The sequence below is a fragment of the Nocardioides sp. Z35_8 genome, assembly GCF_059621125.1.
Window position 1 is genome coordinate 1,077,943 of sequence record NZ_JCAQIE010000001.1, and the last position, 23,933, is coordinate 1,101,875.

30 protein-coding genes are annotated in these 23,933 nt (G+C 73.6%); 22 read left to right on the forward strand and 8 right to left on the reverse strand.

The features are described from left to right. Window positions 1–45: 45 nt before the first annotated feature. From AC54T2_RS05195 to AC54T2_RS05205, 3 genes are read left to right on the forward strand one after another with little or no spacing between them, the layout of a single operon-like run. Window positions 46–849 carry an N-formylglutamate amidohydrolase gene (locus AC54T2_RS05195; protein ID WP_496665693.1) on the forward strand — a complete coding sequence of 268 codons (804 nt, stop codon included), beginning with the start codon at window positions 46–48 and terminating at the stop codon, window positions 847–849. Next, entirely contained in the window at window positions 846–2,033 is a 1,188-nt protein-coding gene (locus AC54T2_RS05200; RefSeq protein ID WP_496665694.1) for a peptidase MATCAP family protein, read from the forward strand. The genes AC54T2_RS05195 and AC54T2_RS05200 overlap by 4 nt, the downstream gene beginning before the upstream one ends. After that, window positions 2,030–3,070, forward strand: coding sequence for a glutathione synthetase (locus tag AC54T2_RS05205; protein WP_496665695.1), 1,041 nt, complete (start codon window positions 2,030–2,032; stop codon window positions 3,068–3,070). Before AC54T2_RS05200 ends, AC54T2_RS05205 begins: the two co-directional genes overlap by 4 nt. Before the next feature lie 184 nt (window positions 3,071–3,254). Here AC54T2_RS05205 and AC54T2_RS05210 read toward each other — a convergent pair whose 3' ends face one another. From AC54T2_RS05210 to AC54T2_RS05220, 3 genes are all read right to left on the reverse strand, one after another. Next, the gene (locus AC54T2_RS05210; protein ID WP_496665696.1) at window positions 3,255–3,590 is read right to left on the reverse strand and encodes a type II toxin-antitoxin system RelE/ParE family toxin; all 336 of its coding nucleotides are present in this window, start codon (window positions 3,588–3,590) and stop codon (window positions 3,255–3,257) included. Continuing rightward, the gene (locus AC54T2_RS05215; RefSeq protein ID WP_489975456.1) at window positions 3,587–3,832 is read right to left on the reverse strand and encodes an addiction module protein; all 246 of its coding nucleotides are present in this window, start codon (window positions 3,830–3,832) and stop codon (window positions 3,587–3,589) included. The genes AC54T2_RS05210 and AC54T2_RS05215 overlap by 4 nt, the downstream gene beginning before the upstream one ends. Window positions 3,833–3,935: 103 nt before the next feature. Beyond that, the gene (locus AC54T2_RS05220) at window positions 3,936–4,880 is read right to left on the reverse strand and encodes a 1,4-dihydroxy-2-naphthoyl-CoA synthase (RefSeq protein ID WP_186339835.1); all 945 of its coding nucleotides are present in this window, start codon (window positions 4,878–4,880) and stop codon (window positions 3,936–3,938) included. Window positions 4,881–5,010: 130 nt separating this feature from the next. Here AC54T2_RS05220 and AC54T2_RS05225 point away from each other — a divergent pair, with 130 nt between their 5' ends. Continuing rightward, complete coding sequence (locus tag AC54T2_RS05225; RefSeq protein ID WP_496665697.1) at window positions 5,011–5,451, forward strand: nitroreductase family deazaflavin-dependent oxidoreductase; 441 nt, start codon at window positions 5,011–5,013, stop codon at window positions 5,449–5,451. 100 nt (window positions 5,452–5,551) lie between these two features. Further along, on the forward strand, window positions 5,552–6,223 hold the full coding sequence (locus tag AC54T2_RS05230) for a response regulator (RefSeq protein WP_496665698.1): 672 nt from the start codon (window positions 5,552–5,554) through the stop codon (window positions 6,221–6,223). A 63-nt stretch (window positions 6,224–6,286) separates the two neighbouring features. On the opposite strand, the gene csrA is transcribed toward AC54T2_RS05230, so the two are convergent. The 5 genes from csrA to flgN are packed head-to-tail and all read right to left on the reverse strand — an operon-like array spanning window position 6,287 to window position 9,792. Continuing rightward, a complete protein-coding gene (csrA, locus tag AC54T2_RS05235; RefSeq protein ID WP_186339838.1) occupies window positions 6,287–6,529 on the reverse strand; it encodes a carbon storage regulator CsrA in 243 nt (80 codons plus the stop codon). Window positions 6,530–6,562: 33 nt separating this feature from the next. Beyond that, window positions 6,563–6,988, reverse strand: coding sequence for a flagellar assembly protein FliW (fliW, locus tag AC54T2_RS05240; RefSeq protein WP_241005278.1), 426 nt, complete (start codon window positions 6,986–6,988; stop codon window positions 6,563–6,565). Further along, entirely contained in the window at window positions 6,985–7,884 is a 900-nt protein-coding gene (gene flgL, locus AC54T2_RS05245) for a flagellar hook-associated protein FlgL (protein ID WP_186339839.1), read from the reverse strand. The genes fliW and flgL overlap by 4 nt, the downstream gene beginning before the upstream one ends. Then, the gene (gene flgK, locus AC54T2_RS05250) at window positions 7,884–9,284 is read right to left on the reverse strand and encodes a flagellar hook-associated protein FlgK (protein ID WP_186339840.1); all 1,401 of its coding nucleotides are present in this window, start codon (window positions 9,282–9,284) and stop codon (window positions 7,884–7,886) included. Before flgK ends, flgL begins: the two co-directional genes overlap by 1 nt. 1 nt (window position 9,285) lies before the next feature. Continuing rightward, window positions 9,286–9,792, reverse strand: coding sequence for a flagellar export chaperone FlgN (flgN, locus tag AC54T2_RS05255; protein ID WP_241005279.1), 507 nt, complete (start codon window positions 9,790–9,792; stop codon window positions 9,286–9,288). A 223-nt stretch (window positions 9,793–10,015) separates the two neighbouring features. Here flgN and AC54T2_RS05260 point away from each other — a divergent pair, with 223 nt between their 5' ends. The 17 genes from AC54T2_RS05260 (at window position 10,016) to AC54T2_RS05340 (ending at window position 23,828) form a co-directional block, all read left to right on the forward strand. Further along, complete coding sequence (locus tag AC54T2_RS05260; RefSeq protein WP_496665699.1) at window positions 10,016–10,918, forward strand: sigma-70 family RNA polymerase sigma factor; 903 nt, start codon at window positions 10,016–10,018, stop codon at window positions 10,916–10,918. A 123-nt stretch (window positions 10,919–11,041) separates the two neighbouring features. After that, a complete protein-coding gene (locus AC54T2_RS05265; RefSeq protein WP_496665700.1) occupies window positions 11,042–11,839 on the forward strand; it encodes a flagellin N-terminal helical domain-containing protein in 798 nt (265 codons plus the stop codon). A gap of 107 nt (window positions 11,840–11,946) precedes the next feature. Then, window positions 11,947–13,269, forward strand: coding sequence for a flagellar filament capping protein FliD (gene fliD, locus AC54T2_RS05270; RefSeq protein ID WP_496665701.1), 1,323 nt, complete (start codon window positions 11,947–11,949; stop codon window positions 13,267–13,269). Between the two features lie 13 nt (window positions 13,270–13,282). Next, window positions 13,283–13,663, forward strand: a complete 381-nt coding sequence (gene fliS / locus AC54T2_RS05275; protein WP_496665702.1) for a flagellar export chaperone FliS — start codon at window positions 13,283–13,285, stop codon at window positions 13,661–13,663. Beyond that, window positions 13,660–14,007 (forward strand): hypothetical protein, encoded by a 348-nt coding sequence (locus AC54T2_RS05280; protein ID WP_186339845.1) that lies wholly within the window; start codon window positions 13,660–13,662, stop codon window positions 14,005–14,007. Before fliS ends, AC54T2_RS05280 begins: the two co-directional genes overlap by 4 nt. A 197-nt stretch (window positions 14,008–14,204) precedes the next feature. After that, the gene (locus AC54T2_RS05285; protein ID WP_186339846.1) at window positions 14,205–14,564 is read left to right on the forward strand and encodes a flagellar basal body rod protein FlgB; all 360 of its coding nucleotides are present in this window, start codon (window positions 14,205–14,207) and stop codon (window positions 14,562–14,564) included. Further along, the gene (locus tag AC54T2_RS05290; protein ID WP_186339847.1) at window positions 14,564–14,956 is read left to right on the forward strand and encodes a flagellar basal body rod protein FlgC; all 393 of its coding nucleotides are present in this window, start codon (window positions 14,564–14,566) and stop codon (window positions 14,954–14,956) included. The genes AC54T2_RS05285 and AC54T2_RS05290 overlap by 1 nt, the downstream gene beginning before the upstream one ends. Then, a complete protein-coding gene (gene fliE, locus AC54T2_RS05295) occupies window positions 14,956–15,273 on the forward strand; it encodes a flagellar hook-basal body complex protein FliE (protein ID WP_186339848.1) in 318 nt (105 codons plus the stop codon). The genes AC54T2_RS05290 and fliE overlap by 1 nt, the downstream gene beginning before the upstream one ends. Further along, entirely contained in the window at window positions 15,273–16,859 is a 1,587-nt protein-coding gene (fliF, locus tag AC54T2_RS05300; RefSeq protein ID WP_186339849.1) for a flagellar basal-body MS-ring/collar protein FliF, read from the forward strand. The genes fliE and fliF overlap by 1 nt, the downstream gene beginning before the upstream one ends. Beyond that, on the forward strand, window positions 16,859–17,869 hold the full coding sequence (fliG, locus tag AC54T2_RS05305) for a flagellar motor switch protein FliG (RefSeq protein ID WP_186339850.1): 1,011 nt from the start codon (window positions 16,859–16,861) through the stop codon (window positions 17,867–17,869). Before fliF ends, fliG begins: the two co-directional genes overlap by 1 nt. Further along, complete coding sequence (locus tag AC54T2_RS05310; protein ID WP_496665703.1) at window positions 17,853–18,461, forward strand: FliH/SctL family protein; 609 nt, start codon at window positions 17,853–17,855, stop codon at window positions 18,459–18,461. The genes fliG and AC54T2_RS05310 overlap by 17 nt, the downstream gene beginning before the upstream one ends. Beyond that, window positions 18,458–19,765, forward strand: coding sequence for a FliI/YscN family ATPase (locus AC54T2_RS05315; RefSeq protein WP_186339852.1), 1,308 nt, complete (start codon window positions 18,458–18,460; stop codon window positions 19,763–19,765). Before AC54T2_RS05310 ends, AC54T2_RS05315 begins: the two co-directional genes overlap by 4 nt. Beyond that, window positions 19,765–20,265 (forward strand): flagellar FliJ family protein, encoded by a 501-nt coding sequence (locus AC54T2_RS05320; protein WP_496665704.1) that lies wholly within the window; start codon window positions 19,765–19,767, stop codon window positions 20,263–20,265. Before AC54T2_RS05315 ends, AC54T2_RS05320 begins: the two co-directional genes overlap by 1 nt. Then, window positions 20,262–21,245, forward strand: coding sequence for a transglycosylase SLT domain-containing protein (locus AC54T2_RS05325; RefSeq protein WP_496665705.1), 984 nt, complete (start codon window positions 20,262–20,264; stop codon window positions 21,243–21,245). The genes AC54T2_RS05320 and AC54T2_RS05325 overlap by 4 nt, the downstream gene beginning before the upstream one ends. After that, on the forward strand, window positions 21,242–22,477 hold the full coding sequence (locus tag AC54T2_RS05330; protein ID WP_496665706.1) for a flagellar hook-length control protein FliK: 1,236 nt from the start codon (window positions 21,242–21,244) through the stop codon (window positions 22,475–22,477). Before AC54T2_RS05325 ends, AC54T2_RS05330 begins: the two co-directional genes overlap by 4 nt. A 9-nt stretch (window positions 22,478–22,486) precedes the next feature. Then, window positions 22,487–22,963 (forward strand): flagellar hook assembly protein FlgD, encoded by a 477-nt coding sequence (locus AC54T2_RS05335; protein WP_496665707.1) that lies wholly within the window; start codon window positions 22,487–22,489, stop codon window positions 22,961–22,963. A gap of 25 nt (window positions 22,964–22,988) precedes the next feature. Next, window positions 22,989–23,828: a flagellar hook-basal body complex protein gene (locus tag AC54T2_RS05340; RefSeq protein WP_489975470.1), complete on the forward strand. Its 840-nt coding sequence runs from the start codon at window positions 22,989–22,991 to the stop codon at window positions 23,826–23,828. Window positions 23,829–23,933: the final 105 nt, after the last annotated feature.

Sequence of the window (23,933 nt, forward strand, 5' to 3'; positions counted from 1 at the left end):
GAGCCGGGTGGAGGTGAGGTGCGGACTCCGGTAGAACACTCCGCCATGGCTGACGTCGGAGGGACCCCGGGCGCCGTCGCGTTCGTCGGCGAGTGGGACGGCCCGGTCGTGGCGACCGCCGTGCACGCCGGACACGACCTGCGCCCCGAGATCGCCGAGGCGATGGTGCTCGACGAGGCGGAGCGCCTCCGCGAGGAGGACCCGTTCACCGACCGGCTCGCCGCCGTGGTGCCCGACCGGGTGGTGACGCGGCGCTCGCGCTTCGAGGCCGACCTCAACCGGCCTCGCCGCGAGGCCATCTACCGCAAGCCCGACGACTGCTGGGGGCTCGAGGTGTGGCGCGACGGCGTGCTGTCCGAGGAGCTCTACGAGGGCAGCCTGGCCACCTACGACGCCTTCTACGACGCCCTGGCCCCGCGGCTCGACGCGCTCGCCGAGCGCGGACCGTTCGTGCTGCTCGACGTGCACTCCTACAACCACCGCCGCGACGGCGCCGACCGGCCGGCCGCCCCCGCCGAGGACAACCCGGAGGTCAACGTCGGCACCGGCAGCCTCGACCACGAGCTGTTCGGCCCGTTGGTCGAGCGGTTCATGGCCGACCTGCGCGACGCGTCGGTGGGCTGCGGGCCGCTCGACGCCCGCGAGAACGTCGTCTTCGAGGGCCGCGGCCTCGCGTGGTGGGTGCACGACCGCTACCCGCGGGTGGGCTGCGTGCTGGCCATCGAGTTCAAGAAGACCTTCATGGACGAGTGGTCCGGCGAGCTGGACGCCGAGCGGTTCCGCCGCGCCCAGGAAGGCCTCGCCGCAGCCGTGCCGGGCCTCCACGACGAGCTCGAGCGCCTGCGGTGAGCGACGGCGACCCGGCCCGACCGGGTGCCGGGCTCAGCGCCGCCGACTTGGCCGTCGACCACCGACTCTCCCTGCTCGCCCAGAGCTTCCGCTTCCTGCTCGACGTCACGCCGGTCGACGCCGAAGACCTGCGTGAGGACTTCCTGGCCGGTCGGGAGCCCGACCCGCCGTTCACCTACCGCGAGCTCGAGACCGACCCCGCCGTCGTACGCGCCGAGCTCGACGACATCGACCCCGGTGCGGTCGACGACGCCGTCCTCGGCCAGCTGCTGCGGGCCAAGCAGCGCGAGATGGAGCTCCAGCTCGACATGCTCGAGGCGCGCGACACCGAGGACTTCCTCCCGCTGAGCGTGGAGCTCTACGGCGGCGTGTCGCCGGCGCTGCGCGCCCAGGCCGAGGCGCTGCTGACGGGCATCACCCGCACCGAGCCCAGCGGCACGGCCCTCGACGCCGAGGAGTTCCTCGCGCTCGCGGACGCCGAGATCGCGCGCTACCGCGACGAGGATCCCGACCTCGACATGCACGCCGAGATCCGCTCGGACGTCAACGGCGTGATGGTCTCGGGTGACGTGCTCCTCATCGGACCCGAGACCCGGGTGCAGCGCGCCCGCGCGCAGGCGCTGCTGCACCACGAGGTCGGCACCCACCTGGTGACGCAGGCCAACGGCAGCCACCAGCCGATCAAGGTGCTCGGCGTCGGGCTGGCGGGCTACGACGAGACGCAGGAGGGACTCGCCGTGCTCGCCGAGATCGCCTGCGGCGGCCTGACGGCGTTCCGGCTGCGCCAGCTCGCCGGCCGCGTCGTGACGGTGCACCGGATGATCGGCGGCGCGACGTTCGCCGAGGCCCACGAGGCGCTCGTCGCCGACGACTTCCCCAGCGCCAGCGCCTGGACCACGGTCATGCGGGTCTACCGCTCCGGCGGCATGACCAAGGACGCGATCTACCTCCGCGGGCTCGTCGAGCTGCTCGACCACCTCGGCTCCGGCGGCTCGCTCGACCAGCTCTGGCTCGGGAAATTCTCCCTGCGCGACCTGCCCCTGGTCGGGGACCTCGAGTCCCGCGGGCTGCTGCACCCGCCCCGGGTGCTGCCGCGCTACCTGCGCGACCCGGCCGCGCACGACCACCTGGCCCGTGCGGCCGGCACCGACGACCTCAGCACACTCCTGGAAGGACCCGCATGAAGATCGGATTCGTCGTCAACGACATCGAGACGGAGAAGGCTGAGTACACCACCAACCGGCTGGCTCTCGCGGCGAAGGAGATGGGGCACGAGGCCTGGTACATGGGCATCGGCGACTTCGCCTACGAGCCGGACGGGTCGCTGAGCACCAAGGCCCGCGCGGGCCACGCCAAGACCTACCGCTCGCTCGACCGGCACCTCGCCGACGTGCAGAAGCCCGACGTCGAGCAGCTCATCGGCCTCGACGAGTTCGACGTGGTGATGCTGCGCAACGACCCGGCCGACGACGCCGAGACCGACCCGTGGCGCAACAACGCGGGCGTCGCCTTCGGCCAGCTCATCGCCTCCAGCGGGGTGCTCGTGGTCAACGACCCCACCAGCCTCGCCAACGCGCTGTCCAAGGCCTACTTCCAGCACTTCCCCGAGATCGTGCGACCGCGCACGCTCATCTCGCGCGACGAGGACATGATCGAGGACTTCATCACCGACCTCGGCGGCAAGGCGGTGCTCAAGCCTCTGCAGGGCTCGGGTGGCGCGGGTGTGTTCCTCGTCGACCGCAAGGAGGCGCCCAACCTCAAGCAGATCATCGAGGCCATCTCCCGCGACGGCTACGTCGTGGCCCAGGAGTACCTCCCCGAGGCGGCCAAGGGCGACGTGCGGATGTTCGTGATGAACGGCCGGCCGCTGGTCGTCGACGGCGAGTACGCGGCGTTCCGGCGCACCCCCTCCACCAAGGACATCCGCTCCAACATGTCCGCCGGCGGCAAGGCCGAGAAGGTCAAGGTCACCGACGACATGCTCGCGATGGTCGAGGTGGTGCGGCCCAAGCTCGTCGCCGACGGGATGTTCCTCGTCGGCCTCGACATCGTGGGCGACAAGCTGATGGAGATCAACGTCTTCAGCCCCGGCGGCCTCGGCAGCGCCCACGCGCTCTACGAGGTCAACTTCGCCCCCGCGATCATCGCCGAGCTCGAGCGCAAGGTGGACATCCGCCGCCACTACCCCGAGATCGACAACCACACCCTCGCGACCAGCTGAGGCCTGCCCCGGCGACGGGAGGGACGCTCAGTAGTACCAGGGGTAGGGCGGCACGCTCAGCGGTTGTTGGTGGTCAGTGACGGCACTATGCGGCTGACCTGCGGAAACGTGATTGGGGGCGTTGGTCGCCGACGGCCTACGACGACTCTCCTGCCACGCTTTTGCCACGCACGGGGCCACGCTGTCAGCCTTCTTCCGAGTCGTCATCGGCGCTGAGCGCGGCCTCCCAGTTCTGGCCGCCGTGGAACACGCCGACGACGTTGACCACGATCTCGCCAGACGACTCGTCAACCTCGTAGGCCACGAGCGTCCGCTTCTGGTGGGTGGTCGTCCGCATACCCGGCCGTACGTCGTCGCGCGGTCGACCGGCGAGCGGGAACACGAGAAGCGCGTCGATGTGTTCGAGGATCGCCGAGACGAAGCGCCGAGCAATCTCAGAGGTCGCGTTCTTGGCGATCCAGTCGTCGATCTCGTTGAGTTGCCGTTCGGCTTCCGGAGTGAGGTTGATGCGGCCCGTCATGAACGGGCGGCCCACTTGGCTTCGAAGCGGGCGCGCACATCTTCAGCCGGGATGGCTCGCGACGGATCCGCCTTGAGAGCGTCGTACGCCGCGGCGGCTTCGTTGCGAAGCCACGACTCCGCTGCCGCGTCGAACGCCTCATCGGGGTCGACCGACTCGAGGAGTCGGATTGCGAGGCGTCTGCGCGCATCACTCGGCAGGGACATCCCCGCCTCGTAGGCCTCCGACTCGCTCATGGACATGGGTCGAGTCTACGCCCGCCCAGGGACCCGTCGGAGAACGAAAACTCCTGCGAAGACCGCACGAATCGCGGTACCCCACGCCCAATCTGGCGCCATGTCAAGATCAGTAGTACCAGGGGTAGGGCGACCAGTCGGGCTCGCGCTTCTCCAGGAACTGGTCGCGTCCCTCCTGCGCCTCGTCGGTCATGTAGGCCAGGCGGGTCGTCTCGCCGGCGAAGAGCTGCTGGCCGACGAGGCCGTCGTCGAGGAGGTTGAAGGAGTACTTCAGCATCCGCTGGGCGGTCGGGGACTTGCCGTTGATCTTCCGGCCCCAGTCGAGTGCGACCTTCTCCAGCTCGGCGTGCGCGACGACGCGGTTGACCGCGCCCATCCGGTGCATCTCCTCGGCGTCGTACTCGTCGCCGAGGAAGAAGATCTCGCGGGCGAGCTTCTGCCCCACCTGGCGCGCGAGGTAGGCCGAGCCGTAGCCGCCGTCGAACGAGCCGACGTCGGCGTCGGTCTGCTTGAAGCGGGCGTGCTCGCGGCTGGCGAGGGTGAGGTCGGCGACGACGTGGAGGCTGTGCCCGCCGCCGGCCGCCCAGCCCGGGACCACGCAGATGACGACCTTCGGCATGAAGCGGATCAGCCGCTGGCACTCCAGGATGTGCAGGCGCGCGAGCCTGGCCTTGTCGATGGGGCTGGGCTCCTCGGCCCCGGTGTCGGTGGCGCCGGCGGAGGTGTCCTCGTACTGGTAGCCGGCGCGCCCACGGATGCGCTGGTCGCCGCCGGTGCAGAAGGCCCACTTGCCGTTCTTGGCGCTCGGTCCGTTGCCGGTCAGGATCACGCAGCCGACGTCGGCCGACGTGCGCGCGTGCTCGAGGGTGCGCAGCAGCTCGTCGACGGTGTGCGGGCGGAACGCGTTGAGCACGTCGGGGCGGTCGAACGCGATGCGCACGGTGCCGTGCTCGCGCGCACGGTGGTAGGTCAGGTCGGTGAGGTCGTCGAAGCCGGGCACCACGTCCCAGTCCTCGGGGTCGAAGATCTCACTGACGCCCTCGATCGCACTCATGGATCCGGAGGCTATCGCCCGATGGTCCCGTGGGAGGCGGCTGCCCCGAGGCCCGCCCGCCGACCGCCCCCTGCGGCCCCACCCCGACGGGGACTGGAAGATCGCCGCCGCCCGTGGTGTTGTGGCAGGCATGGCACTGACAGGAACGTACGTCCCCAGCAGCTCCGAGTGGGTCCGCAACCAGGTGGCCGAGTTCGAGGCGAGTGACGGCCAGCGGGCCAACACGCTGGGCGACACCGACTACCCGATCGTGGTCGTGACCTCGGTCGGCGCGAAGTCGGGCAACCTGCGCAAGAACCCGGTGATGCGGGTCGAGCGCGACGGCGCCTACCTCGCGGTCGCCTCCAAGGGCGGCGCCCCGGACAACCCGGAGTGGTACTACAACTTCGTCGCCCACCCCGAGGTCGAGCTGCAGGACGGGGCGGAGAAGCACGTCTACACCGCCCGCATCCTCGAGGGCGAGGAGCGCGCCGACTGGTGGGAGCACGCGGTCGCCACGTGGCCGACGTACGCCTCCTACCAGGAGAAGACCGACCGCGAGATCCCGCTCTTCCTGCTCGAGCGCGTCTGACGCCGGCGCGCAGCCCGGTCTGCCGTTGACACCCCGCTGCTTCGTCACGGCTACCCCGCCCGCCTAGGGTGGGGCCCTCGGGACAACGGGGGGATGTGGCATGACTGGCACTGCTGGCACGGACGGATCGACGGCCCTGAGGGTCTACCTGCTCGACGACCACGTGGTCGTGCGGCGGGGGCTCCGGGCGGTGCTCGAGGCGGAGAACGGCATCGCGATCGTCGGTGAGTCGGGCACCGTGGCCGAGGCGGTGCCCCAGATCCGCGAGCTGGTGCCCGACGTCGCCGTCCTCGACGGACGGTTGCCCGACGGCAGCGGCATCGACGTGTGCCGCGAGGTCAGGTCGGCCGAGCCGCGCGTGCAGGCGCTGATCCTCGCCTGCGACGACGACGAGGACGCGATGGTCGACTCGGTCCTGGCCGGTGCGTCCGGCTACGTCCTCAAGACCGCCGACGAGCGTGAGCTGGTCGACGCCGTGCGGGCGGTGGGGCACGGCCAGTCCCTCGTCGGCTCCGATGTCGCCCTCCGTGTCGTGGAGCGCATGGGAGCGCGGAACCAGGCTCCGGGCCTGTCCCGGCTCACCGACGGCGAGTGGCGGGTCCTCGACCTCATCGCCGAGGGGATGACCAACCGGCAGATCGGCGAGCGGCTGCACCTCGCGGAGAAGACGGTCAAGAACCAGATCACCGGCCTGCTCGCCAAGCTGGGCGTGCAGCGTCGCACCCAGGCCGCGGTGCTGGCCTCTGCGCTCGGGCGCCGGCGACCCCGCTGACGCCGGACCCGACACGGGGGCCAGTCCCGGCAGCCGGCCCCGGGGAGGGGCCGGTGGGACCGGTCAGTCGCCCTGCGGGCGGTCGCGGATCGCGCTGAGCAGCGAGTCGACGGCGTCCTCGGTCGGGGAGGCGGCCTCCTGGTTGGACCGGGCCAGCTGGGCCAGGAGCTCGGCGCGGTGGACGGCGACCGACCGCGGCGCGTCGATGCCGATGCGGACGACGTCGCCGCGCACCTCGAGCACCGAGACGGTGACGTCATCGCCGATGACGACGCTCTCTCCGGCACGGCGGCTCACGACCAGCATGGCGTCACGCTACCCGAGGCGTCGCGCGACGCCTCACGCGATCAGGGGCGTGGCGACCGACAGGCCCGGGTCGTCGAGCACCACCTGCACCGCGCGGTGGGTGGCGACGTCGAGCACGACGGGCGCGGCCAGGTTGGCCGTGGTGCTGGCGAGGGACGCGCCGGCGGTGAGCACGCAGAGCACGACGAGGTCGTCGACCGACGTCGAGCGCAGCTCGGTGAGGACCGCCTCGTCCACCTCGGGGGCGTAGTCGGGGAAGAACGGCGCCGGCGGCACCACGAGGAAGCGCAGCCCCGGCTCGTCGAGCGAGGTGAGGCTGCACAGCACGCCGTCGTCGTCGACCTGCACCAGCGCGAAACGCTCGCGCCCGGGGAAGCCGGGCAGCGGCTGGGCGAGCTCGATCACCGGGATCTCGGGGGCACTGCTCGGCGGCATCACGGTCTCCATCGTGGCGATCATCGCAGAAAGTCCATCAGGCTCGGCTGGAGGACGCGGGCGGTCGCCGCGAGCGCTGCCTGGTAGGCGACCTCCTGCATCTTGAGGTCCACCATGGTGCGGGGCAGGTCGGCGTTCTCGATCTCGGCGAGCGCGCTCGTCAGGGACAGCTCCGCGTCGACCGCGGCGGTGCTCGCCCGCTCGACCCGGGCCGCTCGCGCGCCCACGTCGGCACGGGCCACGACGAGCCGGTTGCCGTCGTCCTCGAGCGCGGCGACCCCGGCGCGGATGCCGGTCTCGTCGCCCGAGCGCAGCGCCGCGGAGAGCGCCGTGAGGTGGTCGAAGACGTTGTCGCCGTCGGCGCCGAACGCGGCGGGCCCGGGCAGCGACACGTCGACGACGACGCCGTCGGCGACCGTGCGGTGGACCGGGTGCGCGTCGCCGGCGAAGGTGACGGCACCGCCCGCCTCGGTGAAGGCGGCGGACCCGGCCGTGGTGCCGCCCAGCACCGGTCGGTCGACGTAGGTGGTGTTGGCGACGCCGAGGAGCGCGGAGCGGAGCTGGTCGATCTCGACCGCCAGCGCCTCACGCGACTGGGGGCCGGCGGCACCGCTGACGGCCTGGATGCCGAGCTCGCGGGCGCGGCGCACCAGGTCGTTGGACGCCCCGAGGGTGCTGTCGAGGGTGTCGAGCCAGCCGGTGCCGTCCGCGGCGTTGCGGGCGTACTGCTGCTGAGCGCCGATGGACGCGCGCAGCCGCATCGCGGTGGCGGCGTCGCCGGGGTTGTCGGAGGCACGGTTGAGCACGCGGCCGGTGGACAGGTGCTCCTGGATCTCCGCGAGGCGCGACAGGCTGCCCTGGAGCCGGTCGAGGGACCGGTCGGTGAGCATCGACTGGGTGACGCGATTGATGGTCGTCATCAGCGCACCAGCCCGGTGCGGTTGATGAGGGTGTCGAGCACCGAGTCGAGGGTCGTCATCACCCGGGCCGCGGCCTCGTAGGCGCGCTGGGCCTGCATCATCGTCACCATCTCCTCGTCGAGGTTGACCCCGGACAGCTGCTCACGCGCGCCGTCGACCTGGCCGGTGAGGCCGGCCTGCGCGGCGGCGAGGCGCCGGACGGAGGAGACCTCCGTCCCCAGGACGCTCACGAACCTCTGGTAGCCCTGCTCGGGCCCGCCGAGGGCAGCGGCTACGGCCGTCGCGTTGCTCCCGTCGCGGTTGGCGCCGCCGGCGACTCCCGACGCGGCGAGCGCGGCCGGGTCGGTGAGGAGCAGCACGAGGGGACCGCCGGGGGCGTTCGGGTCCACCGCGAAGACGGGCTGTCCGGGCGCACCGCTGGCGTCGTGCCCCGCGCCGTGCGCGGCGTTGACGGCGTCGGCGAGGTGCTGCGCGACGGCCTGGAGGTCCGCGCGCAGCCCGGGGAGGGTGGTGGTCAGCAGCTCGGAGGTGCCGCCGATCTCGCCGCGCAGCCCCGACACGGGGGTGGTGGCGCCGTCCGGCCCGGTCACCGCGAGCGCGAGCGCCGCACCGTCTGCGGTCCCGTCGGGCGCGACGCCACTCGTCACCGCGAGGCTGCCGGCCCGGCTGCCCGTCACGAGGGCGACGCCGCCGACGCTGACGTCGAGGCCGCCCTGGCCGTTCTCGACGGCGGTGCCGCCGGTCAGCTCGGCCAGCCGCAGCGCCATCTGGTCACGCGCGTCGAGCAGGCCGGACGCGTCGGTGTTGGAGAGTCGGGCGGCGGTGATCGCCTCGTTGGCCGCAGCGAGGTCCCGCGCCAGCGTGTTGGTCTCGCCGACATCGGCGAGCAGCGACATCCGCTGGTCGCCCTCCTCGGCGGCGACGTTGCGGCGCTGGGCGGCGACCGCCTCGACGAGGGTCTGCGAGGTGGCGAGCACCTGGCTGCGCACGGCGGCGGAGTCGGGGTGGTTGGCCAGGTCGTGCCAGGCCTTGCGCACCTCGCCCAGGGCGCCGGAGATCCCGTCGCCGGCCGGCTCGCCGAGGGAGGCCTCCACGCGGGCGAGGGCGGCGGCGCGGGTGTCGAGGTAGGCCTGGCTGCCGTGCTCGCGGCGGGCGCGGGCGTCGAGGAGCGGGTCGACGAGCCGGTCGACCGATCCGACGCGCACCCCTTCGCCGTGGCCCTCGTAGCGACTCCACATGGCCGGCTGCGCGGGCGCGCCGACGGAGAGGCCGACGACCCGGCGGCGGGCGTAGCCGTCGGTCGCGACGTTGGCGATGTTGCCGCTCGCCACCTCCATCACCGCCTGGTGGTAGCGCAGCGCGCTGGCGGAGGTGGAGATCGAGCCGAAGGTGCCGGCCACGTCACAGGCTCCGGTCGACGAGGCGGTTGCGGGCGGGCTCGGCGGTCGCGCTGCCGTCGGCGGAGTAGCCGTCGACGGAGTCACCGAGGGAGAGCAGGGTCTCGCGCGCCGAGCGGTAGCCGGCGGAGATCAGGTGCTTGTTGGAGTCGGCGAGACGGGTGATCTCGTGCGTGAGCTGGACGAACGCCTCACGGTGCTCGGTGAGGATCGTGCGCCACGGCTCGTCGGCCGCCTCCGCGAGGGAGGCCAGGCTCAGGTTGGCCTCCATCCCGAACGCCGCTGCGGCCGCGTCGGCCGCGACCGCGCGCAGCACCTCGGTCTCGCGGATCGTCGCCAGCAGGCCGTCGATGTCGCGCGTGGCGTGCGCCAGCCAACGGCTCCGGCCGCTGGCCAGCACCAGCTGCTCGACCTCGAGCCGGTAGTGGAGCTCCTCGAGCAGCTCGCGCTCGCGCCAGAGCACGAGGGAGAGCCGCTCCACAGCCGCCGGCGGGGTGTCAGTGATGGTCACGAGACGTCCATCGGCCGCGCCGGCAGCCACCTGAGGAGTTCGCGGCGGAGGCGGCGACGCCCGCGCGGCGGGTCGGGTCATGCCCGTCCGGCGGGACTGACCACCCACCCGTGGCCCGTTCGGGCCATCCCGGTCGGGACCACGGTCCTCGATCAGGCCGCGAAGGTCCTCGGATGTGCTGATCCGGCAGCGGAATCGCCCCGGGGCACCAAGCATCTACCCCGTGCCTGCTAGTCCTTCGCTCCCTTCCCCGGTCCAGACCGCTGCGGTCGCCAGCCCGTCGTCCGCAGGGTCCCCCGCCGCCGCCCCGGCGACGACCGACGACCTGGTGACCGCCCACATCCCGCTCGTGGGACACCTGGTGCGAGAGGTGCTGGCGCGCGTGCCCGGCCACGTCGACCGCGACGACCTGACCTCGGCCGGCCTGACCGCCCTGGTGCAGGCGGCGCAGGGCTTCGACGCCGCCCGCGGGGTGCCGTTCGCGCGGTATGCCTCGACCCGCGTCCGGGGGGCGCTGCTCGACGAGCTGCGCGGGGTCGACTGGGCGACGCGCTCGGTGCGACGCACCGCGCGAGGCCTCGACGAGACGCGGACCCGCCTGACCCAGAGCCTGGGCCGGGTGCCCACCGATGCCGAGGTCGCCTCGGCGCAGGGCATCGCCGTCGACGACGTGCTGGCCAACCGCGAGGACCTCGCGCGGGCCCAGGTGAGGTCGCTCGAGGCCGACGACGCCCACGGGTCGTACGCCGGCTCGCTGGTGTCCACCACTCCGACCCCCGAGCAGGCCCTGGTGCACGCCGAGCTGCTCGACTACCTCGCCGACGCGGTCGCCGCGCTGCCCGAGCGGTTGCGTCGCGTCGTGGAGGGCTTCTTCCTCGCCGAGCAGCCGATGGCCGAGCTCGCCGCGGAGCTCGGCGTCACCGAGTCGCGCATCTCCCAGCTGCGCGCCGAGGCGATGGTGCTGCTGCGCGACGGCATCAACTCCCAGCTCGACCCGCTGCTGGTGCCCGCCCACGAGCGGCCCGGCGGCGTGGCCGCGCGCCGGCGCGAGGCCTACTTCGCCGCGGTGGCCGAGCGGCACGCCGCGGCGCACGCCCCCGCCGCGCGGGTGGCGACGAGCGCCTGACCGGCGCCGCGGCAGAAACCTCCCCCGAAAACCTCAGGTGCCCACCCGGGCGACCGAACAGGACCTCGACGGAGTCCACGGACGGACTCCAGCTAGTGATCCACACCACGGAAGGAATCCATCATGGGTCTTCGCATCAACCAGAACATCGACGCCGCCAACTCGTACCGCAACCTGTCGGTCACGCAGGGCCAGATGTCCAAGTCGCTCGAGAAGCTGTCCTCCGGCTTCCGCATCAACCGCGCCGCCGACGACGCGTCCGGCCTGGCCATCTCCGAGGGCCTGCGCTCGCAGGTGGGTGGCCTCAAGGTGGGCGCCCGCAACGCCCAGGACGGCGTCAGCCTCGTCCAGACCGCCGAAGGCGCGCTGACCGAGGTCCACTCCATGCTGCAGCGGATGAACGACCTCGCCGTGCAGCACAAGAGCGGCACCCAGAACGCCGACTCGCAGGCTGCGCTCACGGCTGAGTTCGACCAGCTCAAGGAAGAGATCGGTCGGATCCAGGAGAACACCAAGTTCAACGGCGACGTGCTCTTCGGCGGGGTGGAGAAGAACTTCCAGGTCGGCCACGACAGCGGCGACATCATCGCGGTCTCCGTCACGGCCCTGGCGAACTTCAACGAGGGCACGGACATGGCGGCGGTCGCCATCACCGACAGCAACACGGTCCAGGCCGCCATCAAGGAGGTCTCGACGCAGCGTGCCGAGCTGGGTGCCATCCAGAACCGCTTCGAGCACACCATCAACAACGTGAACGTCGCGATCGAGAACCTGTCGGCGTCGGAGTCGCGCATCCGCGACACCGACATGGCGCAGGAGATGATGAGCTTCACCCGCTCGCAGATCCTGTCCCAGGCCGGCACGGCGATGCTGGCGCAGGCCAACCAGGCCTCGCAGGGCGTGCTGTCCCTCCTCCGCTGATCGGCTGAGGGAGCTCTCACCCACCCGATGCCGGGCGGGTCGCGGCCGTCGCGACCCGCCCGGCACCACCGGTCCTGATCGGGGCCGACCGACGAGAGGGGACGGCGATGGGATCGGCCAGCATCAGCGGGCTCGGCAGCGGCCTCGACACCGCGACGATCGTCGACCAGTTCATGCAGCTCGAGGCGGTCGGGCAGACGCGGCTGAAGTCCCGGGCCGCCACGGAGAGGTCGGTCGTCTCACTCCTCCAGGCGCTCAACACCAAGATCGCGGCCCTCGCGACGCGGGCGGGCGACCTGGTCAAGCCGGGCGGCCTCACGCCGCTCACCGCCACCAGCTCCGACACCAAGGTGGCGGTCAGCGCCTCGGCCGGTGCCAGCCCCGCCGGCTTCTCGGTGCGCGTCGACCAGACCGCCGCCAGCCACCGGCTCGAGCTCGCGACAGCGGTCGGGCTGGACGCGGCAGGCACCGTCCCCACCGCCCTGCGGCTGGACCGGCTCGACGGCTCCGCACCCCTCGACCTCACCACCGACGGAACGCTCGCCGGCCTCGCCGCCGCGATCAACGACCCGGCCAACGCCACCGGCCTGCGCGCCACGACCGTCAAGGTCGGCACCGAGCAGTACCGGCTCGTGGTGGAGGCGGCCGAGACCGGCGCCGCCGGTGACTTCACGCTCACCGCCGCCGACGGGTCCGACCTGCTCGGCGGGGCCACCGTCCGCGCCGGGCGGGACGCGCAGGTCACCATCGGTGACTCGATCGTGGCCACGTCGGTCACCAACACCTTCGCCGACCTCATCCCCGGTGTGACCCTCACCCTGGCCTCCGACGCCACCGGCACCACCTCGCAGGTGGCCCTGGCCCGTGACCCCGCGGCCGCCACGACGGCGCTCAAAGGCCTCGTCGACGCGGTCAACTCCGCGCTCTCCGACATCGACGCCCAGACCCGGACCGGCACGGGCAGCAGGGGGCCCCTCGCGGGCGACAGCACCCTGCTCTCGCTGCGGGACCGGCTCCTGTCGTCGGTGTTCGCCGGCGACGGCAGCCTGGCCGACCTCGGGGTGCAGACCGACCGCTACGGCAAGCTCGTCCTCGACGAGGCGGCCTTCACCAAGGCGTACGCCGCCGACCCGGCCGGCGTCCAGGCCCGGCTCACCGCCCCCGCGACGGGGTTCGTCGCCCGCATCGCCGACGTCGCCAAGGTCGCCAGCGACCGCGTCGACGGCACGGTCACCAGCGCCATCACCGGCCGCAACGACGCCATCGGTCGCCTCGACGAGGGCATCGAGGCGTGGGACCTCCGGCTCGAGCTGCGACGGACCGCGCTCACCCGGCAGTTCACCGCCCTGGAGACGGCGCTCAGCCAGATGAACAGCCAGTCCTCGTGGCTGGCCGGCCAGATCTCCGCACTCACGCCCCCGGGAAGCTAAGGACAGCACCCTCATGGCCTACTCCAACCCCGCCGCCTACCTGCAGGCGTCCGTCGAGACCGCCAGTCCGGCCCGGCTGCTGGTGATGCTCTACGACCGGCTCGCCCTCGACTGCCGCCGCGCCGTCGCGGCCCAGGAGGCCGGCGACCACGACGCCGCCCGCCCCCAGCTGCTGCACGCGCAGGACATCGTCACCGAGCTGCACTCCTCGCTCCGGGTCGACGCCTGGGACGGTGGCCCCGGACTCTCCGCGCTCTACTCCCACCTGCTCGTGCAGCTCGTGCGCGCCAACGTCGACCGCGACGTCGTCGCGACACGGCACTGCCTCGACCTCGTCGACGGCCTCGCCGACGCCTGGCGCCAGGCCGCCCTGCAGGCCGCGGTGACGGCATGATCGGGCGAGTCCCCCTGGACGGCGAGGAGCTGTTCCACGCGTGGGAGCGGGCGATCGACGCCCTCGAGCGTGACGTGCTCCTGGCCGAGGGCTTCGTGGCCGACCCGGCCGGCGTGCTGGCCCGCGGGGCCGAGCTGCCCAGCGGATGGGTGCCCACCGAGCTGGAGGGCACGATCCCCGCCACCCTCGTCCCCCGGGCCGCAGCCCTGCTGCGCCGCCAGGCCGCCGTCCGCGAGCAGCTGGCGGGCGCCGTCGGCAGCGCCCGGGTCGACCTCGCCCGGTTGAGGCGCACCGCGCCGGTCGCCCGGGCGACGGGCCCGGCGTACGTCGACCTCTCCGCCTGAGCCTCCCGGCCGGGTGGGCCCGGCATGGCACGGCCGGGTGGTGCGCGCCGGGACCAAGGTCCCGACCTCGGGCCGCGGGCCAGGAAGTCGCCCCGATTCCCTCAGCGAGGAGCGCGAACGGCCGATGCGGGGGGTGAGCACGGAACGCTCGACCCCCGCCGACGGACCGGCACCCGATTCCTCCTGCAGGAGCACCCGTGTCCCTGGGCATGCCCGACGCCGTGTCGTCCGTCCTCGTCTCGGCCCTCGACGGCCTGGCGCTGCGCCAGAGCGTCATCGCCGACAACATCGCCAACGTCGACACGCCGGGCTTCCGCGCCACCAGCGTCGACTTCGAGTCCTCGCTCGCGGCCGCCCTGCAGCACGGTGAGATGCCCGCCTCCGGCGTGGCCCCCGTCGCTCGAGCGACCAACGCGCCCGCCGGCCAGGACGGCAACAACGTCGACCTGCGCAAGGAGTCGCTCGCCGCGGTGCAGTCGCAGTTCCAGTACCAGGTGATGACCCGCGCCGTCTCCGACCGCGCCTCGCTCCTCTCGGTCGCCGCCGGGGCCATGTGATGGGCGCCTTCGACATGCTGCGCATCGCCAACAGCAGCCTGGGCATGCACCAGACGTGGCTCGACGCGCTGGCCCACAACATCGCCAACGCGTCCACCGTCCGGGCGACGAGCGAGGACGCCTTCCAGGAGCAGCTCGTGGTCGCCACGGCCCGCCCCGACGGCGGTGTCGACGTGAGCGGCATCGAGCTCGGCGACGCCGAGGGCGTCCTGCAGCACGCCCCCGACCATCCCCTCGCCGACGCCGACGGCATGGTGCGCGTGCCGGGCATGGACATGACGGTGCAGATGACCAGCCTCGTGCAGGCCCAGCGCGGCTTCCAGGCCTCGGTGCAGGTCACCCGCACCGCGCAGGACACCTACACCGCCGCCCTCCAGATCGGGCAGCGCTGATGAGCATCGGTGGCATCGAGTCGATCGGCGGCTTCATGCCGCTGGCCGCACCCGTCGTCTCCGCCCCGTCGACGGCCACGGCCCCGACCTCCGGCGCCGACTTCGGGAGCATGGTGCTCGACGGGCTCGAGCGCCTCGAGGGCATCCAGGACTCCGCCGACACCCTCGCGGTGCGGGCCGCGTCGGGCACGCTGCCCAACATCCATGACTACACGCTGGCCGCGACCGAGGCGGAGGTCGCGACCAAGCTGACCGTCGCCGTGCGCAACAAGGCCATCGAGGCGTTCACCGAGATCATGCGGATGCAGGTCGGCTGATGAGGACCGGGATCACCCGCGCGCTGGACCGTCTCCGCCGCTCGTTCGCGCTCTTCAGCCCGGGCCAGAAGGTCGTCGCCGTGATCGGCACGGCGGCGCTGCTGCTGGCCGCCGTCATGGTGTTCCGCTGGGCCTCCGCGCCGTCGTACGCCCCGCTGTTCTCCAACCTCTCCGCCGAGGACGCCTCGGCGGTCGTCGAGCAGCTCGAGGCGGACGGTGTGTCCTACGAGATCGGCGGGGGCGGCGGCACCATCTCGGTGCCCCGCGACCGGGTCTACGCCACGCGCATCGCGCTGTCCGGCGAGGGCATCCCCTCCGCCAACGGCGACGGCGGCTACGCCCTCCTCGACGGCCAGGACATCTCGACCTCGCAGTTCAAGGAGCAGACCGACTTCAAGCGGGCGATGGAGGGCGAGCTCGCCGCCACGATCGAGTCCATCGACGGCGTCGACGCCGCCGACGTGCTCCTGGCCCTGCCGCCCAAGGAGGTCTTCGCCGAGGAGCAGGACCCGGCCACCGCGTCGGTGCTCATCGACTCCGGGGGCCGCACGCTCACGCCAGACCAGGTGCAGGCCGTGGTGCACCTCGTCGCCTCCAGCGTCGACGGCCTCGACCCGGCGAAGGTGACCGTCGCCGATGCGACCGGCCGGGTGCTGTCCGACAGCGGGGACGGGGCCGGCGGGCTCAGCAGCGGTCGCAACCGTCAGGTGCAGGACTACCAGGACCAGCTGGCCGCCAAGGCGCAGGCCATGCTCGACCGGGTCTTCGGCCCGGGCAACTCCTCCGTCCAGGTCACCGCGGTGCTCGACTTCGACAAGGTGGTCACCGAGACCACCACCTACGGGCGGAAGAACGCCCCGACCCTCTCCGAGTCGGTGCAGTCGGAGACCTACTCCGGCTCCGCGGCGCCCGGCACCGCCGGTGGCGTCGTGGGCCCGGACGCCCAGCTCGAGACCGGGGGCGCCGGTGGCGACGGCAGCTACAACAACTCCGCCACCGTCCGCGAGAACGGCGTCGACAAGGTCGTCGAGCAGTCGGAGACCTCGCCCGGGTCGGTCGACTCGCTGCACGCGGCCGTCGTGATCGACACCAACTCCGCGGTCGCGGTCGACGCCAGCGAGATCGACGCGCTCGTGTCGTCGGCGATCGGCATCGTGCCCGAGCGCGGCGACACCATCGAGACCTCCAGCGTCCCCTTCGACACCTCGCTCAAGGACGCCAACGCCGCCGCGCTCGAGCGCGCGGCCGCCGAGGAGGCGGCCGCCAAGCGCAACGCCTGGCTGCGCAACGGTGCGCTCGGCGGCGGGGTCCTGCTGCTGGTGTGCCTGGCGTGGCTGCGCGCGCGCCGCAACGCCCAGGCCCGCGAGCACGCGACCACCTACGTCGTGGAGCAGCTGCGGCAGGAGCAGGCGACGCGGGCCGCGCTGCAGGCCTCGCAGGTCGTGGACGACGCGCCGACCGCGCTCGCGATGGCGCCGGTCGTCGAGCCCGTGGACGGGATGCGGGACGAGCTGGTCGCCCTCGTCGAGCGCCAGCCGGACGAGGTCGCCTCGCTGCTGCGCGGCTGGCTCGTGGAGCGCCCGTGATGGGCGTCGTGACCGGGACCGGGGCCCGCAAGGTGGCCATCGTGCTGGTGCGCCTGGGCAAGGACCGGGCCGCGGAGGTCATGTCCCACATGAGCGACGAGGAGGTCGAGGTGGTCTCCGCCGAGATCGCCCAGCTCGCGGCCGTGGAGCCGGCCGAGGCGCAGACCGTGATGGGGGAGTTCTCCGACCTGTTCGCCGCGCGCCGCCGCCAGCTCCAGGGCGGCATGGACCTCGCGCGCGACCTGCTGCAGCGCTCCCTGGGCGACGACCGCGCCGAGGAGGCCGTGCAGCGGCTGCACGCACGGGCGGTGCAGCTGCCCTTCCAGCTCCTGAGCCGGGCCGATCCCGACCAGCTGCGCTCGTTCGTCCGCGACGAGCACCCCCAGGTCATCGCGATCGTGCTGGCCCACATGAGTGCCGAGAAGGCGTCGCTGGTGCTCTCCGGGCTCGCGTCGGAGCTCCAGGCCGAGGTGGCGCACCGCATCGCGACGATGGACCGCGCCAACCCGACCGCGGTGCGGGTCGTGGAGTCCGTCCTCGAGCGACGGTTCTCCTCCGTGCTGGCGCCCAGCGACGCCTCCCGCGTCGGCGGGCTCGGCCCGCTCGTCGACATCATCAACCGCGCGGACCGCTCCACCGAGCGCCAGATCGTGGCGGGCCTGGAGTCACTGGACGCCACGCTGGCCGAGGAGGTGCGGAGCCGGATGTTCGTGTTCGACGACATCATCCGACTCTCGGACCGCGACGTGCAGCAGGTGCTGCGCCAGATCGAGACCGCGCAGCTCGCGCTGGCGCTCAAGGGCGTCTCGGCTCCGGTGCGCGACAAGATCACCCACAACCTGTCCGAGCGCGCCGCGGAGAACGTGCTCGAGGAGGTCGAGATCCTCGGCCCGGTGCGGCTCACGCGGGTGGAGGAGGCCCAGCAGGCGATCATCGCCACGATCCGCGCGATGGAGGAGCGCGGCGAGGTCGTGGTGCGGAGGGCAGGCGACGATGAGTTCATCGACTGAGGCCCGGGCAGGGGCCGGCGCCGCGGCGCTGCCGGCCCTGTCGACGCTGCGGATGCCCGAGCTGCAGACCGTGGAGACCAGTCGTGCGGCCGCACAGGCACAGGGCTACGCCGTGGGCTGGGCGCAGGGTCGCCGCGAGGCCGCGGCCGCCGCGGCGGCCCAGGCCGACGAGCTCGCCCGCCGGGCGGCGGCCGAGGAGGCCCGCCGCGGGGCCGAGCACGCCGCCACCATGGACGCTCTCCGGGAGGCCGCGCGCGCGGCGCACGAGCTCCTGGCCGACGCCTGCCGGCGCGTCGACGACCAGGCCGCCGCGCTCGCCCTCGAGCTCACCCGAGCCCTGGTCGGCGCGGCCCAGCCCGACCCGGCGCACGTCCTCGGACGGGTCCTCGGGCTGCTCCCCGAGCACGCGGTGGTCTCGGTGAGCCTGCACCCCGACGTCGCCCCGCTGGCCGACGACCTCCGCGAGCTGTCCATCGCCGTCGTGGCCGACCCGACGCTCGGGCGCGCCGACGCTGTCGCCCACGCCGGCGACCACGTCGTCGACCTCCGCGTCGACGAGGCGCTGGCCCGGCTGGCCGAGGTGCTGCGATGAGCGTCCTGTCCCCCGACCTCCGAGCGCGTGCCCTCGACGCCGTGGCGCCGCTCCGGCTCGGCCGCGTCGCCGAGCTCCTCGGCCTCCGGCTCCGGATCACCGGGCTGGCCGCGGCCGTCGGCGACCTCGTCTCGGTCGAGGGGGAGCGCGGGGCCGTCGTCCTGGCCGAGGTGGCCGCCAGCGGCCCCGGCGGCCTGACCTGCCTGCCGCTGGGCAGCACGACCGGCCTGCGGGTCGGCGACGTCGTACGCCACACGGGCGGCCCGCTGCTCGTGCGGGTGGGCGACGAGCTGCGCGGGCGGGTGCTCGACGGGCTCGGCCGTCCTCTCGACGGCGGACCGTCGCTCGACCACCTGCCGCAGGTCGGCGTCTCCCAGGCCGCGCCCGCCGCCCTGAGCCGCCCGCGCATCGACCACCAGGTGGGCCTCGGAGTCCGCGCGCTCGACGCCCTCACCCCCTGCGGCCGCGGCCAGCGCATCGGCATCATGGCCGGCTCCGGCGTCGGCAAGTCGAGCCTGCTCTCGATGGTCGCGCGCGGCACCGACGCCGAGGTCTCGGTCATCGCGCTGATCGGTGAGCGCGGCCGCGAGGTCCGCGAGTTCATCGACAACGACCTCGGCCCCGAGGGCCTGGCGCGCTCGGTCGTCGTCGTCGCCACCTCCGACGCACCGCCGGTCGAGCGCCTGCGTGCGGCCGCCGTCGCCACCCGCGTCGCCGAGCACTTCCGCGACAGCGGCAAGCACGTGGTGCTGATGATGGACAGCCTCACCCGGGTCGCCATGGCCCAGCGCGAGATCGGCCTCTCGGCGGGCGAGCCGCCGGCCACGCGCGGCTACCCGCCCAGCGTCTTCACCCTGCTCCCCCAGCTGCTCGAGCGGGCCGGCACGTCGCCGACCGGCAGCATCACCGGGCTCTACACCGTGCTGGTCGAGGGCGACGACATGCAGGACCCGATCGGCGACACCGCGCGGTCGATCCTCGACGGCCACGTCGTGCTGTCGCGCCGCCTCGCGACCGCTGGCCACTTCCCCAGCATCGACGTGCTCGAGTCGATCTCGCGGGTCACCGGCTCCGTCACCGACGTCGCCCAGCGCGCCGACGCCACCCGGCTGCGGCGCCTGCTGGCCGCACACCGCTCGGTGCGCGAGCTCGTCGAGATCGGCGCCTACGTCGCGGGCGCCGACCCCGACGCCGACGTCGCGCTCGCCCGGATGCCCGCGATCGACGCGTTCCTCCGCCAGGGCATGGACGAGCCGAGCGACCTGGCCACCACCTGGCAGAGCCTGCGCGAGCTGGTGGCCTGATGGCGCGCGACAACGACCCGGACGCCGGGATGCGCGCCGTCGCCCGCGTGCGCGGCGTGCGCGAGCAGGACAGCCGCCTCGGCGTGGCCCGCGCCGCCGCCGACGAGCGCGAGTCCGCACGCCGCCTCGACGCGGTGGTCGCGCGCCTCGCCTCCGCCGCCGAGCCGTCGGTCGCCGACCCGGAGGCGTACACGGCCGCCAGGCGCGCCGCCGCCGCGCTCGCCGCGGACGTCACCGCGTCCCGGGCCGCCCTCGCATCGGCCGCGACGCTCACCACCCTCGCGCGCGAGCACTGGCAGCGCGACCGCACCCGGCTCTCGGCCGTCGAGCTGCTGCTCGAGCACCGCGCGCAGCAGCGCCGCGCCGAGCGGCTGCGACGCGAACGGGTCGAGGTCGACGACCTCGTCGCCGCCCGCTGGATGCGCGCCCGCCCCACCGAGCCCTCGGCCGACCCCCTGACCGACCCTCTGACCGACCCCAGCGCCGGAGGCGCCGCATGAGCATCACCGACGTCACCGCCCGCATCTCCCAGATCCAGGCCCAGCTCGCCCTGCTGCCGCGCGCCGGCGGCGCGTCGGCCACCTTCACCGACGCGCTGTCGCGCACCACGGCGGCCTACGCGCCGGGTGCCCCCGCGGGCGCGCCCGGCCCGGCCGGGTCGGTGACGGGCGACCAGGTCGTCACGCGCGCCCTCGAGCTCGTCGGGCTGCCCTACGTGTGGGGCGGCACCGACCCCGAGCGCGGCGTGGACTGCTCCGGGCTGGTGAAGTCCGTCTACTCCACCTTCGGCATTGACCTGCCCCGGCTGTCCGCCGACCAGGCCCGCGCCGGAACGCCGGTCGCGAGCCTCGACCAGGCGCTGCCGGGCGACCTCATCGCCTGGGACAACTCCGGGCGCAACGTCGGCGCCGACCACATCGCCATCTACATCGGCAACGGGATGATGATCGAGGCGCCGCGCCCCGGCGGTGAGGTGCAGGTCGTCCCCGTGACCACCCCGCCCGACTACGTCCGGCGCATCCTCGCCGACCCCGCGCCCTTCGCCACCACGCCGGCCACGGCGCCGACGGCGGCCACCGCGCCGGGCGCGGCCCCCGCCGGCACGCCCTACGCCGACCTCTTCCAACGAGCGGGCTCGACCCGCGGTGTCGACCCCGCCCTCCTGGCCGCGGTGGCCCGCCACGAGTCGGGCTTCGACCCGCGAGCGGTGAGCCCCGCCGGTGCGCAGGGGCTGATGCAGCTGATGCCGGCCACGGCCCGCGGACTCGGCGTCGCCGACCCGTTCGACCCGGCGCAGGCGGTCGACGGAGCGGCGCGGCTGATCGGCGACCTGCTCACCCGCTTCGGCTCGGTCGAGCTGGCCCTGGCGGCCTACAACGCCGGCCCCGGGGCCGTGATGCGCTACGACGGGGTGCCGCCCTACCCGGAGACGCGCGCCTACGTGCAGTCCGTGATGACCAGCTGGCAGGGGGCCGCATGAGCACGATCTCGACCACCATCACCGGCGCCGCCCCGCCGGCCGGCCGGATGCCCGGGGTCGCCCCGACGTCCGCTCCGGCCGGGAGACCCGGTGCGGTCGGCGAGCAGGCCGGTCCCGCGGGGTTCGCCGCGCTGGTCGCCCAGCTCCTCGCCGGCGAGAGCGGCGACACCGTCGCAGGCGCGGACGGCGGCGATCCGGCGCCGGCTCCGGCGGACTCCGGGGAGGCGGGGACGGAGGACGGCGCGGACACCGCGTCCGCCGTTCCGCCCGTCGTGGTGCCCACCGCACCGCTCGCCGCCGTCGCGCCCCACCTCGCCTCGACGCTCGCCGCGGGCGTCCCCGCCGCCGCGCCGGAGGCGGCCCTCGTGGTCGACCCGTCAGGGCACGCCGCGCCGGCCGCGCCGGGCGACGCCGGTGCCCCGGTCACGGTCTCCGCCGGCGCGACCACGACCGGCGGTGCCGGGTCCGGCAGCGGCCAGGGCGCCGGTCCGGACGCCGGTCCCACCCCCGCCACCGACGTTCCGGAGACCCCCAGTGGGACGCCGGGCGGCCCCGCCGACGACACCGGCCCGGCACCGGCGGCCGGTGCGGTGTCCGGTGCGGTGTCCGGTGCCGCGTCGGGCTCGGCGGCCGCGTCGGCGACCGGGCTGGCCACCGGGGGGATGACCATGGCGTCGACCACGGTGTCGACCACGCCGGGCGCCGCCGTGGCGAGCCCCGCGCCGCCCCCGCCCGCCGTCTCCCAGGTCGTGCCGGAGGTGACCCGCCTGGTCTCCCGGGGCAACGGCGTGCACCGGCTCACCATGCTCCTGCAGCCGGAGGCGCTCGGCGAGGTGCGGGTGACCCTCACCGTCCGCGACGGCGCCGTCCAGGTGCAGCTGAGCGGCGGCGGCGAGGCCGTCCGCGCCCTCACCGAAGGGGCCCCCGAGCTGCGTCGCGTGCTCGAGCTCGCCGGGGCGAGCGAGGCGCGTGTCGTCGTGCGCGACCTCGCCGGTCAGGCCGCGAGCCCGGCGCCGGCGGCCACGGGCACCGGCAGCCACGACACGTCGTACGACCCGCGCAGCAGCGCGGGCGGCGACACGCCGTCCCCGGGTGGGGACGCCGCGCAGCACGACCGCCGCGCACGGACGCACGGCGGACCAGCAGCCACGGACGGCGTCACCGACGGAGCGACCGCGCCCCGTCCAGACCAGGTCGGCGGTGCCCGGCAGGGCATCGACCTGACCATGTGAGGAGGAGTCGTGTCGATCTCCGCCACCGAGGCGTCGACCACCGCGACCACCGCATTTCCCACGGGGACGTCGACGTCACCGGCGTCCGCCGACGACAAGCAGATGTTCCTGGAGCTGATGGTCGCGCAGCTGCGCTACCAGGACCCGCTCAACCCGACCGACTCGAGCGCGTTCCTCGCCCAGTCGGCGCAGTTCACCGCGCTGGAGAAGATGCAGGACGTCTCCGACCGCGTCGGTGCGCTGCTGGGCTCGCAGATGGCCTTCGGCGCCGGCGCCATGGTCGGCCAGCAGGTCTCGTGGATCGACGCCGACGGGGTGACCACGCACTCGGGGGCGATCGCCGGGGTCACCTTCGGCGCGCAGGGCCCCGTCTTCGAGATCGACGGCGCACAGGTGCCGCTCGCGCAGCTCCTCTCCGTCGGCACCACCACTCCCGGCACCACTCCCGGCACCACTCCCGGGACCACCGACCCCGCCACGGCCTGAGGCCGTCACCGAAAGGACCCCACCCATGCTTCGCTCACTCTTCTCCGGCATCAGTGGCCTGCGCGCCAACCAGACGATGCTCGACGTCACCGGCAACAACATCGCCAACGCCAACACCGTCGGCTTCAAGGCCTCCACCACCGTCTTCCAGGACACGCTGAGCCAGGTCATGCGGGGCGCCGCCGCGGCCGGCAACGGCAACGGCGGCACCAACCCGATCCAGGTCGGCCTGGGCGTGCAGGTCGCCGCGACCCGCGGCAACTTCACCCAGGGCTCGGCGCAGGCCACCGGCTCGGCCACCGACCTGATGATCCAGGGCGACGGGATGTTCGTGCTCGGCTCCGGTGACGAGAGGGTCTACACCCGCTCGGGCGCCTTCACCTGGGACAAGGCCGGAAACCTGGTCTCCGCCAGCGGCAAGAAGGTGCAGGGCTACGCCCCCGGCGCCACCGGCGGCGCCCTGGTGGACGTCAACCTCGACGCCCTCGCCGCCAGCCTGCCGGCCGGCGTGGAGATGACCTCCTACTCGATCGGCAGCGACGGCGTGGTCCGCGGCACGTTCTCCGACGACGTGCAGCGCGACATCGCCGTCGTCGCGGTCGCCGACTTCACCAACCCGGCCGGGCTCGAGCGGGTGGGCGAGACGGCGTTCCGGGCCAGCGCCAACTCCGGCGCCCCCGAGCTCGGCGTCGCCGGGCAGGGCAGTCGCGGCGACCTCGTGGGCGGCGCCCTCGAGATGTCCAACGTCGACCTGTCGGCCGAGTTCACCAACCTGATCCTCGCCCAGCGCGGCTTCCAGGCCAGCTCGCGCGTGATCACCACCTCCGACCAGGTGCTCGAGGAGCTCGTCAACATCAAGCGCTGAAAAGCAGCAATCTTTAGGTGTCTCCTCCTCGTTCGAGGAAGGGCGTGTCGTAAGCGTTATTCCCGGAATGTCGGTTGTCTCTGTCAAGGTCATCTCACAACGACC